This window comes from Rhizobacter terrae, assembly GCF_003852895.1.
Lineage (GTDB): Bacteria > Pseudomonadota > Gammaproteobacteria > Burkholderiales > Burkholderiaceae_C > Albitalea > Albitalea terrae.
On record NZ_QUSW01000009.1, the window covers coordinates 222,061 to 236,586 of the forward strand.

Genomic DNA, 14,526 nt, shown 5'->3' on the forward strand with positions numbered 1-14,526 from the left:
GCCTGGGCTTCATCACGGAGGATTCCATGACCTACTACGCAGGCGTCGACACCGACATCTTTCCCGGCGACGAGCGGCTGGACTGGCTGAAGGCGAACACCAACCTGAGCTGGTGCGCCTACTACCTCGCACCCGCACCCAGCCATGCCGACACGAGCTGGATGGGCCGGCGCCCGGCACTGTGCGGCCAGGGCTGGAACCTGGTGCCGGTGTACGTCGGCCAGCAGACGACCGGACCCGGCTCCCACGAAGTCGACGCGTCGCACGGCCAGGCGGATGGTGCCCAGGCCGCGTCACTCGCGCAGGCCGAGCAGTTTCCGCCTCGGTCGGCGATCTTCCTCGACTGGGAGGACGGCAGCAGCCCGCAACCTGGTTCGCTGGCCTACATCGGCGCGTGGGTCCAGGCGGTGATCGAGGGCGGCTTCCAGCCCGGCCTGTACTGCTCGCACGCCCGCGCCGCGGAAATGGCCGCCTACGCCGCCACGCTCGACCCCGCGCCGCAGCTGCGCATCTGGGTGTGGAGGGTCAGCACGAGCACGCCCCATGTCTACGCTGGAGACATTCGCCAGCTCGCGCCTGCCGACCCGGCGGAGTCGGGCTACCCGTCGGCCGTGCTCTGGCAGTTCGAACAGGACTGCGAGCTGTCGCTGCCGGGGTCGCCGTGCGACGGGATGGAAGTCGACTTGAGCTGGTCCGCCGCGGCCGATCCGGCCAGTGCGATCGATTCAGCGGTGCAGCAGCGCCAGTAGGCAGGGCCAGCAGATGAGCGACCAGCTGCCGCATCCAACCATCAAGCACGTCGTGGTGCTGATGCTGGAAAACCGTGGGTTCGATCACCTGATGGGCTGGCTCTATTCGCCCACGGAGACGCCCGAAATACTTCCGACTCCGCAAGAGAGCGCCAAGCAAACATTCCTCGGCCTGTCGTCCGTGGACGAACTCCACAAGCAGCGGCTCGAGAACCCGTCGCCCTCCGGAAAGAAGCTCAGCCCGAACAAGGGCGCACGCTCGCCGATGACGCCCTCGTACAACCCTGGCGAGAGCTTCGGGCACATCATGAACCAGATGTGGGCCCAGAACAGGCCCGCCGCGGACTGGCTGCGCCCGCACGCGGCCCGGGACCTGCTGCATGACCTGGACCCCGGTGGAGACACGCCGCCGCCGATGACCGGCTACGTCCTCGACTACAACCGGGAAGTTCAGCATCACAACAACAACGACAAGCCGCTGGACGACAGCACGCTGAGCGAGATCCTCGACACCTACACGCCCGAGCAGGTACCGGTCCTCAGCGGACTGGCCCGCTTCTATGCCGTGTCGGACGAATGGTTCTGCTCGGTGCCGAGCCAGACGAACACGAACCGCGCCTTCTCGATGGCCGGCACTTCGTGCGGCATGGTCAACAACAGCTTCTACGACCCGTTCTACGGCGTCGACTTCAAGAAAATGCCTCTCCTGTGGGGATTCATGAAAGCCTCGGGAGGCATCTCGAACTGCGATCAGCTGCCCCAGGCCCGCACCTTGTTCGAAGTGCTGCAAGGCGAGAACTACAGCTGGAAGGTCTATTGGCAGGACTGGTGGCCGCCGTCTGAGACCGGCGTGACGCGCCAGTACGTACGGACCATGTTCCCCAAGCTCGCCGACCCCGGCTACAACGCCAATTTCGTCAAGTTCAATCCCTCCGAACCGGACAACGCCTTCTTCAAGGCAGCGCGAAGCGGAACCCTTCCTGCTGTGAGCTGGATCGAACCCGCCTGGGGCGGTGGCGGTCGATGGGACGAGTTCAAGCGGCAGGTCGGCAACGACATGCACCCGGTGTCGGACACGACGCAGGCCGAGGAATTCGTGATGAACATCTACAACGCCCTGTCGTCCAACCCCGACAGCTGGGCGCAGACGCTGTTCATCATCACGTTCGACGAGAACGGCGGCACCTACGACCACCTGCCTCCGCCGCCCGCGCAGCCATCGGGCAACGACGCCTGCGACCTCGCGGGCCAGCGCTACATCGACGCAGGCATGGACCCGCAGACTCGCACGCAGTTCGGGTTCGACTTCCGCCGCTTCGGCGTGCGCGTGCCCACCTTGCTGGTGTCACCCTGCGTCGGCCCACAGACCATCTTCCGCTCGGGCAGCCAGACGCCGTTCGACCACACCTCAATCATCGCCTCCATCCTGGACATGGCGCAGATTCCGCGCCAGAAGTGGGGCCTCGGCCAGCGCGTGGCCGCAGCCCCGACCTTCCTGGACCGGCTGAACCGCCCCGTGCGCGCGGAAGCGCTGGAGAGACCCAACCGCGCCCTGAGCGCTCCGTCGCCGCGCTCACGCGACGCCCGCAAGCGACTGTGGACGCAGGTGCCTTACCTGCTGCAGTACATCGGCAGCCGCTGGCCCACGACCTCGGGCCCTCCCCTCTACATCGGCCGGCCCGACAGTTCGTTGAGCGTGACGGCCAACCCGTGGACCTTGACCTCCGACGCCCAGAGGGCACATGCCTTCAAGTTCGTGCAAGCCGCCGGCGGTACCGATGCCGGCCTTGTCATGAACATGTCGGTCCTGTTCGTCGTTTCCTCGACGTTGCCCGGCGGCTATGGGCTCGGCGTGAGCCACACGCGCGACGACGCGTTCATGACCAACGATGAATCCAGCACCGGCGCCCGCTGGCAGATCCGGCTGCTGGGCAGCAGGGACCCGCAGGAGCCGGTCTGCATGGACGACGACTTCGTGCTCGTCAGTCGCCTCGAGCCCAACTTCGTGCAGGAGCTGTCCCGCCGCTTCACTCCGGACCGCTTCCATCGCCTGCTGCCCATGCCCGGCCGGCCGGACCGGCTCACAACCAGGGCCGGCCATTGGGCCCTCTGGCGGGCCATTCCAGCCGCCTGACAACACATCCACGGGAGCTTTCATGCCCAGCCTACGGATCGCCACATGGAATTCCGGCGGAGAAGCCGGTGGTCGCGGCGCCCAGTTGCTCGGTGCCGTCAACTTTGCAAACGGAACGGCACCACCAGTGAAGCTGGTGGCGATCCAGGAGGCCAAGGTCAGCCTGGTCCCTGCCGGCAGCATCCGGGCGCAGTTGACCAGCGGGGCCGGCCCCTTCGTCAACTTCGTCGTTCCGCCGGACCATCCGCGCGAACTGAATCCGCCGACGCAGCCGCTGGCCGTCGGCAAGAACAAGTCTTACCTCATCGGCTGGGACCCGGTCGGTCCGGGGCCGGTGTCTGCCGCCGCGGCGGCGCGCATCTCGCTCGTGCCCAATGCCGGGCCGCCGGCCAATGGCGTGGAGACGTACATCAATGGCCTGCCCATCGGTGTGCCCAGCAAGAACGCGCTGCGCCTGGCCGCCAGGAACATCCGCGCGCCAGTGCGCAAGCCCTTCACGCTGGCCGCAGGCGGCGTGGCGTGCAACATCTTCTTCTACACCTGGCATGCCGAACTGCAGGCCAACTGGCTGGGCGCGACCTGGGCCACCGTCGGGCTGCTGGCCAACCCCTTCAACGGACCGGGCATGTTCCCTGCCTTCCAGTTCTTCCAGAACTCCAACCAGTTCATGGCCGACATGGCCGCCCTCACCGTGAACGACGTGATCATCATTGCCGGAGACCTCAACATCACCGGCGCGGACCTCGGCCACCCGGCGATATTCCCGAACTTCGTCGCGACGTCGAACAATCTCAGCCACGTGCTGGCCTTCAGCCCGAGCGGGGCGCTCGCCATCGCGCAGGGCTGGCACCACGTCACGCCCTATCCACCCCACAGCATCATCACGGCCGAAGTGCAGTGGTGACACAGGAGCAGGCATGGACATCGTCGATCCCTCCGGCCTCGCCGCCGCCCAAGCGATTGCTGTCGTATCGCGGGCGTACTACCGCGTCGCCAACCGGCCCCAGGTGTCCGGCTCGTTGCGCTGGTCGCTCGGTGGAGACACCTCGCCGCTTCGCATCGCGGGCCCCGACAACCAGGAGCAGGTGGCGCTGGCCAGCGGCCACCGCTCGGAGCAACTGGGCGGCACCACGCTGACCGCCACCTTCTCGCCTGCAGATGGCGGTACTCCAGTCACGGCCAGCATCGCGTTGACGGTGTTCTCCGCGGAGATCCATGACGCGGGCCAGGCCGACACGCCCCTGCTGGACCTGGGCGTGGGCAGCCGTGCTCGGTACCTGCCGGTCGTGCTGCCGGACATCGGCGCATTCGACGGCAGCTGGGACCCGGGAAGCAACGGCGTCATCGGCCTCGTGAGCGTCGGACCCGGCGGCGTGGCCGAGGTCGCCGGCCTGGCGGCCAGCGCCGTGGGGCGCGACGGCAGGCTGAGCCTGTCGGCGCGGGTGGGCGAGCAGGAAGCGAAGGCCACGCTGCCCATCGGCGTGTTTGCGGTGCGCATCCACCTGATGGCGCAGGCACTGGATGACCTGAGCCCCACCGGCAGCCTGATGGGCGTCGGGCAGACGCGGATCGCGCAGGCCGAGGTGCTGCCGGCGGACCTGGCGCCTGCGTCGCTGCTCGCGTGGCAGTGGTCCGTCAGCGATACGCTGCAGGCGCTGGGCGCCGTCAACGAAGGCACGGTCAGCTTCGTGGCCAATGCGCCGCAGGCTCAAGCACAGGTGCAGGTGACGCTCTCATTCGGACGCAGTTCCACCACCTCCACCCAGGCGCTCACCGTGTATGGCGCCACCATCACCGCCGAAGATGACCGCGCTGCGCCCGATGCGCTGGCCGTCGGCGCCGCCGGCACCTACAAGGTCGTGATCGACCCGCCGGCTCCCGAGGCGGAGGTGCTGTGGACCGGCAGCGACCGGATGACCTTGAGGGAAGAAGGCCACCGGGTCCAGGTCCGGGGCGTGCAGGCGAGCGATGCGGCCGGGGCCGACGGCCTGCTGGCCGACGTGAGGATCGGCGAGGCCAGCACGCGTGCGCTCATGCCGCTCACCATCTACTCCAGCACCATCTGCGCTGCGGACGGCGGTCCGGCGCCGACCGTGCTGCCGGTGCATGGCCGCCAGCGGTTCTCCGTGGTCACCGAACCTGCCCTGTGGGACTGCACGTTCGCCTGGCAGGTCGTCCCGGACAAGGCCGCCCTGACGGGTCCGACCACCGAGCGCCAGGTCGACGTGGTCACGCTTCGTGCCAGCGACACGGCCGGCGACGTGCGCCTGGGGGTGTCGGTCGTGCCCAGGGACGTGCCTCACACGGCCGCCACCGCGGAACTGCGGCTGACGATCGGGACCTTGCTGCGCTAGGGCCTGTTAATACTAAATGCATGCCCGCGCCGGTGTCTGGCAAGGCACAGGGCTAGGCGCGGCCGAGGCGGTGTGCCTTTGGCACACAACGAGGACGTAACGACGCCCTGTGCCTTGCCAGACACCGGCCCTTCGGGTGATCTCATGAAAAGCCCGCTGCGCGCGTTGCAAATGCTCGCCATAGCCACCGCTATGGCTGTGCTTTGCGCCTTCGCAGCGGGCTTTTCATGAGTCACGCGGGCATGCATTTAGTGTTAACAGGCCCTAGACGCCGGCCACGCGCCTGAACTCCCGCGGGCTGTGACCGACGATGCGCCGGAAGCTCTTCTCGAAATGGCTCAGGTCGCCGAAGCCCACGATCAGTGCCACCTCGGTGATGCGGCGGCCGGCATCGTTGCTGAGGATTTCCTTGGCTTTCTCGATGCGGATGTGCTGCAGCAGCGGCTTGAAGGTCGTGCTCAGGACACTGCGGAACAGGAAGCCCAGGTGCGAGGGGCTCACATGCGCCTGGCCGGCGAGTTGCTCCAGGGAGATCGGCTCCGCATAGTGCTCGCCCAGGTACAGCAGTGCCTTGCGCAGCGCGGCGTGCAACCGGCCGAGTTCGCCGGCGTCGCGAGTGACGGCGCAGCGCACCCAATGCCCGGTCGGGATGGGTGAAGGAAGGCGTGTCGCCCGGTTGGAGGCCTGTGGCGGCGGCGATTCAACGGCCTGCAGACCGATGTCCGCGGTTGCGGCTGACAGCAGCCAGGGCGCATGCCGCTGCACCTGAGCCTCATGAATGGGCTGTCCGTCGTTCATCACGGCCAGCCGTGCGACCACCCGCTCCAGCTCGAAGAGGTTTTCAGCCCAGGTGTGGCGCTGGCAGATGCGCACGAGGTCATCAGTGCAGGTGCGGCACGAATCGAAGCCGTGACGTTCCAGCGCAGCCACGAGCATGGCCCGGATGTCGCGCGGCCGCTCCCGCAGCGGGGGCACGGTCACCGTGAGAAAGTCGAGTTCAGCCAGCAGCTGCCGCGAGAACCTTCCATCTGCCACGAGTCCTGCGAGGTCGGCGGTGGCCGATGCCACGACCCGCACCGCCTGCGCGTCCGGCACGGTCAGCCATTGGCCCAGGCGTGAATGCATGTGCTGCGGCAACTGGCTTTGAAGCGGCCGGGCCAGTTCGTCGATCCCGTTGAAGAACAGCGTGCCGCCGCTGGCCTGCTCGAACCACTGTACAGGCTGCCCCACCGGGTCCGCACAGTTGACTTCGATGAAGGGGCTGTCGCGGCGCGGTCCGAAGCAATGCACCGACACCGCGAGCTGGGCTTTCTCGGTGCCGAACTCGCCCTTGAGCAACACGGGCAGGCTGCTGCTGGCCGCCTTCTCGACAAAGATTTCCAGCCGGTGCAAGGCCTCGCAGACACCCACCAGCAACAGCGGCCGGCCCAGGCGTCGTTCAGCCCAGGATTGCACCTCGTAGCGCCGGATGAGATGCGCGCAGCGGCGTGCGAAGTCTTCCCAGAAACCGGCATCCACCAGGACGGCCTCGTCATGGCGCCATTGCCACTGCAGCTCGCCGATGGGACCGGTGGCGCAGGCGATGGGCAGCGCCCGAGAGACGAGCGAAGACCCGCCGGCCAATGCAGACGGCGCCGCACTGGTGATGGATTCACCCGTGTCGTGAAGGCGCAGCGTCGCGCCGGCCAGGCCCAACTGGGCGACCAGGGCATCGAGCAGCGCTTGCAGCAAGTCGGGCAAGCGGCGAAACGGGTAATAGGCCTTCTGCAGGAAGGTGTCGACCGGCAAGGACATCGCAGCGCATCCGGTCACGGTCCCCGCGCCGTCGGGGCGCGGGATTGAAACAGCGATTCGATCGTCTCGACCAGCCGCTGCATGATCCGGTAGACGAGCCCGGACGAGAAGCCTCCGAGCAGCGCCAGCACCGGCTTGGCGAGAGTCGGCGATTCAGCCCCCTCCAGGCTGACCGGCACCAGCACCGACAACAGCAGGCCGGCCACCAGGCCCAGGGCAATGCGGCTCCAGTACGAACCGTCGTACCGGGGATCGTAGGTCGCGTCGGCGACGTACCGCTGCGCCGTGAACAGCGCCTGGAAGGTGCCGCCGATGCCGGCCGCGGACAAGAGAAACACCATGACGACGATCTGGCTGAGGCCGTCCAGCGTATAGATGTCCCCGTCCATCGATTCGGCGTTCAAGGCCGGCGCCATGCTGATGGCCACGAACAGGAGCAGGAACGCGAACGCCGCGACCACCAGGCGACGCACGTTGCCGATCGGCCCCAGGACTCCACGCCAGCCCGTCCCATGCAGTTCGCACTCCATCAAGGCCAGCGTCACAGGCATCGCCGGCGCCACGGCTCGCGCCAGCAAGGCGTGCAGCTCGGCCAGCGCAGCGAGCGGCGCCTGGGCGTCGCATGCCTCGCGCGCCCGGCAGGCTGCTGGATCGATACAGCTGAGCAAGCCCGGCAGCTCCACCGGAAGGTCGACACCGCGGGACCAGGCGAAGCGCAGCATCACCATGATCTCCGCCATGACGTGGCGCCTGAGCGTGCTCGCTGCCTGTTCATCCTCCGGCGTCGCAGCCGCCTGCAGCGCCGGGTCTTGATCGGAGGTGGTCATGGCGCCTCAAGGACTCGTGGTCTTGCGGTCCAGGCTCGCGTTGTACTCGGACAAGGCCGCCCGGCACGCCGCGAGCAGCCGGTTGAGCTCGTCGAAGCTGGTCGCGCACAGTTCGAGGCTCGCCCGGTCGGCCTGATAGCTCAGCAACAGGTCGCCATAGGTCGTCCCGGCGGACAGCGTCCTCGGTGGCGTGCAGGGTTTCGCGAGCGCGGCCGGGACCGGGCAGGCCGGCGCGGGCGGCACGACAGTGACCTGCGTGGTGGCGCATCCCGACAGGAGGGCCGACAACAGCCCGGCAACAATGTGGAACCGCATGGCAAGCTCCTTCCCGTCAGTTGTGTTGAAAGCTGGCGATCTGCGCGACGGGCACGGCAGCCTGCAGGCAGGCCAGGCCCGCGATCTCCGCGGTGTTGGCCGAGCGCTCGGCATCGAGCACCTGCAGCCGTGCCGCCTCGGCAGCGCCGTTGGCGGGCTGGCGGTCTTGCTGGATCGAACGACGCTCGCGGTCGATGGCCGAAATCTGGGCGTCAAGGGAGGCGATGCGCCGCTGCGCATCGTCGTTGCTGTCCTTCAGGTGCTGGACCTGCGACTGGTAGTCGGCCTTGATGCGGTCCTGCTCACGCCGGTGCTGTGCCTCGATCTGCGTCGCGGTGTCGACAAGCTGCTGGCGCGTTCGCTGGTATTCGCGGTTTTCCGTGTCGAGCGTGCGGCGCACGTCCGCGAGCTGGGCCTGGACGGCCAGCAGTTTCCGGGTCCCCACTTCGTAGCCGAGGTACCCGCCGGCGGCCAGGCCGGCCAGGATGATGGCGGGGATGATGGTCAATGTGTTCACGATGTCCTCCGTGCGAAGCACTGGGAAGACACTGTGGTCGACACGCTGCAAAAGAACCTTCCGGAAACCTTCCGGAAGGTTCTTGCGAGTGAAAACGGGCTGCGCAAATGAAAAAGGGCCACACATGTGCGGCCCTTTTTGTTGCGTCGGCGTCCGCGGCGTCAAACGCCATCGGTGCTGTTCTTGATCTCCGGATCGGTGCTGGCCATCAGGCCGACGATGGGTGGCGGGACCATGTTGCTCAGGATGTCCCTGCGGACGAAGGTGAGAATCAGTCCGCGCCGCGTCTGTTCCACCACGGACACCACCACGGCCGGCAGATTGTTGAATTGCTGGGCCATGTAGAAGTTGGGCAACAGGTTGTCCGACCCCAGCGTCTTTGCCACGCCGGCAAACAGGGTGACTGATGGATCGAGTTGTGGATGGTCCGGCGCAAATTGGCGGATTTCCTTTTCGGAGGGCTGGACCAGCATGAGCAAGTCGCCTGTGGCGTCCTGGCTCTTGCTGTTCAGGACTGGCGGGTCAACCCTGGTCCAGCGTGTCTTCCAGCGGTCAGGTCCACGCCCGGTGGGCGCGTAGTAGAAAACGTCTTCTGCGCCGTTGTCGTCGCGGATGACCGGGACGGCGAAGTACAGGGCCATGGGGGGTGAGTTGGGATCAAGGGTCGTCATGGTTGAATTCCTCTGTTCAACAGGTTCAAGAGCCCCGGAGCGGTCGGCCGATAGCCGCCGGCACCCAGCCTGAGCAGCTCAGGCTCGCTGATGTCCCCGGGTCCCGAGCAGGCTCTTGCAAGGAGCCATGCTTCGAGCACGAGACCGGATTGGCCGGAATCGACCGCCGGTTGGAGTTCGTCGCGTGTCAGCGCGCATGCCGCCGTTCGACGGTTGAGGTCGCCCATCGCGGCATGCGCGCCGATCGTCAAGAGCCCCGAGTACGCCTGCAATTCACGCCCCTGCCAATGCGACGGGCGCTGCGCGATGACCTCGCGAAGCTGCAGCGCGGCCATGGCGCTGTGGTGCAGCGTGCTCGGCCAGTCCCGGGCGCGGGATGCTGACTCCGCCTCGGCCAGGTCGACCCGCAGCAGCGCCTGCCGCCAGAGTTGCTCATGCGCCGTCTTGAGGTCGGCGCGATCGGACAGCCGATGGCGCAGCGATTGCGAGGCGGAATCGATCGCTTCGCCCGCCCTTCCCCGGGCCTGCAGCAGGCCACTCTCGGCGTGCAGTCGCTCGGCTTGCCAGCGCAGGTTCTTCGGATCGTTGCCTGTGGCCCTGGCCAGCCACGCCACCGATTGATGCCACGCCTGCAGTGCATCAGCAGGCCGGCCCAGCGCCTGCAAGGCTTCGGCGCGCCGGACCTCCAGGGTCCCCAGGTCGCGCTGCCGCACGGACTCGTTCGGCCGCTGCGCAGCCAGCGACACCTGGACCGCACGTGCGGCGTCGAACAGCGCCAGTGCCTTCGACGGCTCACCCTGGATGTAGGCCAGCAGTCCCGCCCAGGTGCGCGCGCTTGCCACCGCATCCTGCGCGTCGGCGTCATCCGGATGCTCGGCCAGCACCGCCAGCTTGATTGCGAGCGAGGACTGGAACCACCGGCTCGCCGCGCCCCAGGCGCCGCGCCTGAGCTCGATCGATCCCAGGCTGCCCAGGGCGAAGCTGAGCTCCGTCCTGGCCTGCGGGTCCCGCGGTCTGGCTGCCAGCCAACGCTCGCAGGCCTCCCGGTAGCGGGCCATCTGCTGCGCTGCTTCGTCAAGCCGGCCCGCGTCGAAAGCCATCTGTCCCAGCCAGAAGTCGCTGGCTCCCAAGGTCTTGTAGAAGTCCGCCGCATCGAGATCGGACGCCTGCTCCAGCGGCGCCAGCAGGTCGCGGGCGCGTTTCAGCGCGGGTGATGCAATGTCGGGACGGCTCTTGCCGCGGCTGCTGTTGACCTCGCCGATCACCACCAATGCCTTCGCTCGCTGCAAGGTGTCCGCGGCGGTCTCATCGTTGACATCCCTCGGGCTCAGCAATTGCAGTCCTTGCTCGCCGATGCGCCCCAGCAGGTCCAGCTTGCCGATCGGGCGCAATTGGTCCGCCAGGTCGCCCAGCATGAACGACGCCAGCCGGCGGCTCTGCGACTCGCGCTCGGAGGCCACGCGTGCCAGGTGCGCGCTGCGCAAGGCAGCTGATGCCGCGATCAGCGCCAAAGCCAGCGCACCTGCGGATACCGCCCACCGCCATTGCACCTGGCGCTTGAGCCTCGCATGCGAGCGCGCGACGAATTGCTGCTCGTCGCCGCCGAACAGATGCGGCGCCTCGGCGACGGCCTCGACCGACTGCCACAGGAGCGTGCCTCGCGGCAGCAGCAAGGCGCTGGCCCGCCCGCCGTCGACCCAGCGACGCACCCACGGCATCAATTCGCCGCGTGCCACCAGCGTCGTGCGATGCTGCGCCACCCACGCGGTGACTCGAGGCCAGCGGCGCAGCAGCGCTTCGTGCGCGACCCGAAAGCCCGCCGCGCCGCCTGACTGGTCAGCCACCAGCAGGCGCGCTTCGACGAGCGAGTGCAGCACCGCGCGCTCGTCGTCGTTGGCGATCGAGGCCGCCGCCACCCAACAACTGGTGGGCGTGGCGTCTTCGGTGGTCAGGCCCACCAGCCGCGGCAGCAGATGCGTGAAGGCCGCTTGGCGCGCCGATGGCAGCGCAGCCAGCACGGCCTCCGCGCGCTGGCCGATGGCGCCCTCCAGGCCTCCGAGTGCGTCGTACGACGCCCAGCTCAGCTCGTTGCCGGGGGCCCGGTCGAGGTACAGCGCCTGCAGGGTGTACTGCAGCATCGGCAGCGCGTCGCGCGCATGCAGTGCCTCGTCGCACAGGCGATCGTCGAGCCGCCTCAGGCCGCTGGCGTCCGTCCCGTACACGAGGCCGGCCGCGCGCGCCGGCAGCCGGATCATCTGGGCCAGCGCATCGGCGCCTGGTGGCGCCAGGTCCATGTGCGCGCCGCACGCCTTGTCGACCATCAGCGCCGGATGCGCGGCGAGACTCGGATAGAAGTCGTTGCGGCACACCGCCAGCACCAGCAGCAGGCGGCTTCGGACCAGGCACCCGATGCAATCGATGAAGGCAGATGCATCGGCCTGTGCGGCGGACTGGAACAGCGCCTCCAGCCGGTCGAGCACCAGCAGCGGTGGCGCCACGGGAATGTCGTCGGGGCCCATCATGCGGCAGGCGATCAGGCCGACACGCAGCAGGCGCAGCACTTCCTCGGGCTGCTCGCGCAATGCACGCGCCAGAGACTCGATGCTGTAGCCGGCGAGCAAGGGCACGCCGTCACCGTCCCAGTCGAGCAGTGCGCCGGCCAGCGCCGACCAGGGTCCCATGTCGCCGACGGCAGCAAGCTCCATGCTTCCTGCCGTGCACGCGCGCAGCAACGGCACCTGGCCAGCAGCATCCGGCAGGGCCCGCGGCAGCAGCAAGGCCGGCAACAGCCCCGCCTGGACCAGCGAGGTCTTGCCCGAACCGCTCGGTCCGAGCAGCACCACCAGCGGGTGGCCACGCTGCCATTGCGCCGCCAATCGGGCATGCAATTCGGCGACGGCGTCGTCACGCCCGAAGAACACGGCGGAGTGCTCCACCCCGAACGATTCGAGGCCCCGGAAAGGCGATCGGTCGCGCCACCCACCCTGCAGGCTGCGAGGCCCCTGCTCCGACAGCACGCGGATCGGCGCGACGAGACGGTAGCCCTGCTTGCGGATGGTTTCGATGCAGCGCGGCGCGGTGGCGCTGTCCTGCAGCGCACGGCGCAAACCGGCGATGACCTTGTGCACCGGGTTGTCGCCGAGCGGCTCGCCCGGCCAGCAGGCATCGAGCAGGGCCTCCGCGCCGATCACCTCGCCAGGATGCCGGCACAACTCGGCCAGAACGGCCATGGGCCGTGGCTCCAGGATCACCACTTCGTCGCCGCGGTGCAGCCGGCGCGTGGGCACATCGACGAGCCAGTCGCCCAGCATGAATCGCGCCGTCGCCGCAGACGAATCTTCGGCGACGGCCGCAGCATCGCGAAGGCCCGGCCGCGCCTCGCCCAGCAGCGCGCTCATGGCTGCTGGATCAGGTGTTGCCGGATGTGCTGAAGACGCTGGGGGCGTGAGTAGGCAGCGGTACGCTTGCCACCGAGGCGGGCATGTCGATTCATCTTTTTTCTCCCTGTTGCACGGCCTCGGCTCCGCGCGCAAGCAGTCTAGCCCAAGACCGCGGCGGTGAACTACCCTTTTGACGCCAGCACGCGCAAACTCCCGATGCGGACTGTCCGCTCCTCTTGTCTTCCCAAGGAGGTCCCCATGTCAGTCTCTTCCCAACTCAGCACCTATCTCGCGCAGCGCGGCGCGCGCTACGAGGTCTGCATCCACGAACACAGCCTGAGCAGCGCTGAAACGGCACGCCGCGCGGGTCTGACGGGCGGCCAGTTGGCCAAGCCCGTGATCCTCGAAGACGACGAAGGCTGCGTGATGGCCATCGTGCCGGCCGACAAGACCCTGAAGGTCGAGGACTTCGCCCGCCTCATGGGCCGCGACCACCTCGAACTGGCCAAGGAAGAACGCATCGCGCGGCTGTTCAAGGACTGTGAACGCGGCGCGATCCCGCCCATCGGCATGGCCTGGGGCATTCCGACGATCGTGGACGACGACCTGGAGCAGGCCGAGGTCGTCTACATGGAAGCCGGCGACCACGAGCGCCTGCTGCGCATGTCCCACGACCAGTTCCACAGCCTCATGCAGTCGCAGCCGCACGGCAGCTTCAGCCGCGGGCAGATGCACTGACGGCGGCCGCGATCAGTCGGGCGCCAGCGCCTTGTTGAACACGCCGGCCAGGCGCACACCGGCCTTGACGAGCTGGGTGGCGACGTCCCTCTTCGCCTGGTCGGCATAGGCCTTGCTCAGCTTGTAGACCTTGCCCGACGGCGTTGACGACGGAACCGGCAGATCGCCGTAGGCATCGCGCCGGGCCAGCGCGTAGGACTCCAGCGCCCAGCGCCGCGGGCTCGGGTCGTGCTGCCATTGCGTGACCTGCTGCGCGGTGGGCTTCTTGAGTGCCGCCACGACCTCCTGGGGCGACGGGTTGGGCTTGCCGGGCCTGGCCGCCACGGCATCCACGAAGGTCACGTCCCAGTGGTGATGCAACGGCTGGGCACTGCCGCCATTCACTGTCGCATTCTTGCCGTTGCCGCCGTGGTCCACGTCGTCTGCCGCATGCAGGGGCTGGTGGATGTCGCCCACGAAGTGCATCAGGTACTTGATGGCCAGGCGCTTTTCATCCGCGCTGGCAGAGGGCGACGACAGCTCCAGCGCGAACTGCTCGATCTTGTTGACGGCGCAGTCGGGGTCCGGCCCTTCGGAGCCGAGGTCGCCCGGCGGCAGCGGCTGGAAGCCATAGCACGCCTGCTCCAGCGAGCCGCCATGGATCTCGATGTCGGCGAAGTGCCAGTAGTAGGAATGGATGTCATCGGGCGTCACGCCCGGGCCGCGCTGCGAGTCGCGGTAGTAGTCGGCCCACGTGGCCTGCCGGTCGAAGGAGGCGTTGGTCATCACGCCGTCGCGCATCGGGTACGGCTTGGGGTCGTTCGCCAGCATGGCGGTGATGGCATCGCGCGCCTTGGGCGACATGTGTTCCCAGGCCACCAGTGCGACGACCTGGTGGCCCTTGTCGCCCCAGGCCTGCGCGGACGGCGACAGCACGGCGCAGGCGCAGCAGACGAGCGACAGCGCGGCGAAGCGGGCGCAGGCCCGCCGTTCCAATGCGTTCATGACTTGGTTCTCCCTGCAATGCGATGGCAGCTTTGCAAGTGATCCTAGCCATGAGGCGGCCGC

At 68.0% G+C, this 14,526-nt stretch carries 12 protein-coding genes; 5 read left to right on the plus strand and 7 right to left on the minus strand.

The window, feature by feature from the left end:
* The first annotated feature begins 26 nt into the window (after window positions 1-26).
* Genes DZC73_RS26095 through DZC73_RS26110 form a run of 4 tightly spaced genes read left to right on the plus strand, consistent with a single transcriptional unit; the run spans window position 27 to window position 5,237 of the window.
* Window positions 27-749 (plus strand): glycoside hydrolase domain-containing protein, encoded by a 723-nt coding sequence (locus tag DZC73_RS26095; protein ID WP_124543311.1) that lies wholly within the window; start codon window positions 27-29, stop codon window positions 747-749.
* A gap of 13 nt (window positions 750-762) precedes the next feature.
* The gene (locus DZC73_RS26100) at window positions 763-2,883 is read left to right on the plus strand and encodes an alkaline phosphatase family protein (protein WP_124543312.1); all 2,121 of its coding nucleotides are present in this window, start codon (window positions 763-765) and stop codon (window positions 2,881-2,883) included.
* 22 nt (window positions 2,884-2,905) lie between these two features.
* Complete coding sequence (locus DZC73_RS26105) at window positions 2,906-3,787, plus strand: hypothetical protein (RefSeq protein ID WP_124543313.1); 882 nt, start codon at window positions 2,906-2,908, stop codon at window positions 3,785-3,787.
* Between the two features lie 13 nt (window positions 3,788-3,800).
* Complete coding sequence (locus DZC73_RS26110) at window positions 3,801-5,237, plus strand: hypothetical protein (RefSeq protein ID WP_124543314.1); 1,437 nt, start codon at window positions 3,801-3,803, stop codon at window positions 5,235-5,237.
* 264 nt (window positions 5,238-5,501) lie between these two features.
* Here the strand turns inward: DZC73_RS26110 and DZC73_RS26115 are convergent, their stop codons facing one another.
* From DZC73_RS26115 to DZC73_RS26140, 6 genes are all read right to left on the minus strand, one after another.
* The gene (locus DZC73_RS26115; RefSeq protein WP_124543315.1) at window positions 5,502-7,031 is read right to left on the minus strand and encodes an AraC family transcriptional regulator; all 1,530 of its coding nucleotides are present in this window, start codon (window positions 7,029-7,031) and stop codon (window positions 5,502-5,504) included.
* Window positions 7,032-7,045: 14 nt separating this feature from the next.
* Complete coding sequence (locus DZC73_RS26120) at window positions 7,046-7,858, minus strand: hypothetical protein (protein WP_124543316.1); 813 nt, start codon at window positions 7,856-7,858, stop codon at window positions 7,046-7,048.
* A 6-nt stretch (window positions 7,859-7,864) separates the two neighbouring features.
* Window positions 7,865-8,173, minus strand: coding sequence for an Rz1-like lysis system protein LysC (gene lysC / locus DZC73_RS26125; RefSeq protein WP_124543317.1), 309 nt, complete (start codon window positions 8,171-8,173; stop codon window positions 7,865-7,867).
* Window positions 8,174-8,189: 16 nt separating this feature from the next.
* Entirely contained in the window at window positions 8,190-8,690 is a 501-nt protein-coding gene (locus tag DZC73_RS26130; protein ID WP_124543318.1) for a hypothetical protein, read from the minus strand.
* 161 nt (window positions 8,691-8,851) lie between these two features.
* Entirely contained in the window at window positions 8,852-9,331 is a 480-nt protein-coding gene (locus DZC73_RS26135; RefSeq protein WP_124543319.1) for a hypothetical protein, read from the minus strand.
* Between the two features lie 26 nt (window positions 9,332-9,357).
* Window positions 9,358-12,759 (minus strand): nSTAND1 domain-containing NTPase, encoded by a 3,402-nt coding sequence (locus DZC73_RS26140; RefSeq protein WP_124543320.1) that lies wholly within the window; start codon window positions 12,757-12,759, stop codon window positions 9,358-9,360.
* 240 nt (window positions 12,760-12,999) lie between these two features.
* Here DZC73_RS26140 and DZC73_RS26145 point away from each other — a divergent pair, with 240 nt between their 5' ends.
* Entirely contained in the window at window positions 13,000-13,479 is a 480-nt protein-coding gene (locus DZC73_RS26145) for an aminoacyl-tRNA deacylase (RefSeq protein WP_124543321.1), read from the plus strand.
* Window positions 13,480-13,491: 12 nt separating this feature from the next.
* On the opposite strand, the gene DZC73_RS26150 is transcribed toward DZC73_RS26145, so the two are convergent.
* The gene (locus tag DZC73_RS26150) at window positions 13,492-14,463 is read right to left on the minus strand and encodes a S1/P1 nuclease (protein WP_124543322.1); all 972 of its coding nucleotides are present in this window, start codon (window positions 14,461-14,463) and stop codon (window positions 13,492-13,494) included.
* Window positions 14,464-14,526 lie beyond the last annotated feature (63 nt).

Bases quoted from the DNA above. Each gene is read 5' to 3' on its own strand.
- DZC73_RS26135 (WP_124543319.1), bottom strand. From the start codon at position 9,331: ATGGCCCTGTACTTCGCCGTCCCGGTCATCCGCGACGACAACGGCGCA.
- DZC73_RS26140 (WP_124543320.1), bottom strand. From the start codon at position 12,759: ATGAGCGCGCTGCTGGGCGAGGCGCGGCCGGGCCTTCGCGATGCTGCG.
- DZC73_RS26150 (WP_124543322.1), bottom strand. From the start codon at position 14,463: ATGAACGCATTGGAACGGCGGGCCTGCGCCCGCTTCGCCGCGCTGTCG.
- DZC73_RS26110 (WP_124543314.1), top strand. From the start codon at position 3,801: ATGGACATCGTCGATCCCTCCGGCCTCGCCGCCGCCCAAGCGATTGCT.
- DZC73_RS26095 (WP_124543311.1), top strand. From the start codon at position 27: ATGACCTACTACGCAGGCGTCGACACCGACATCTTTCCCGGCGACGAG.
- DZC73_RS26145 (WP_124543321.1), top strand. From the start codon at position 13,000: ATGTCAGTCTCTTCCCAACTCAGCACCTATCTCGCGCAGCGCGGCGCG.
- lysC (WP_124543317.1), bottom strand. From the start codon at position 8,173: ATGCGGTTCCACATTGTTGCCGGGCTGTTGTCGGCCCTCCTGTCGGGA.
- DZC73_RS26115 (WP_124543315.1), bottom strand. From the start codon at position 7,031: ATGTCCTTGCCGGTCGACACCTTCCTGCAGAAGGCCTATTACCCGTTT.
- DZC73_RS26100 (WP_124543312.1), top strand. From the start codon at position 763: ATGAGCGACCAGCTGCCGCATCCAACCATCAAGCACGTCGTGGTGCTG.
- DZC73_RS26105 (WP_124543313.1), top strand. From the start codon at position 2,906: ATGCCCAGCCTACGGATCGCCACATGGAATTCCGGCGGAGAAGCCGGT.
- DZC73_RS26120 (WP_124543316.1), bottom strand. From the start codon at position 7,858: ATGACCACCTCCGATCAAGACCCGGCGCTGCAGGCGGCTGCGACGCCG.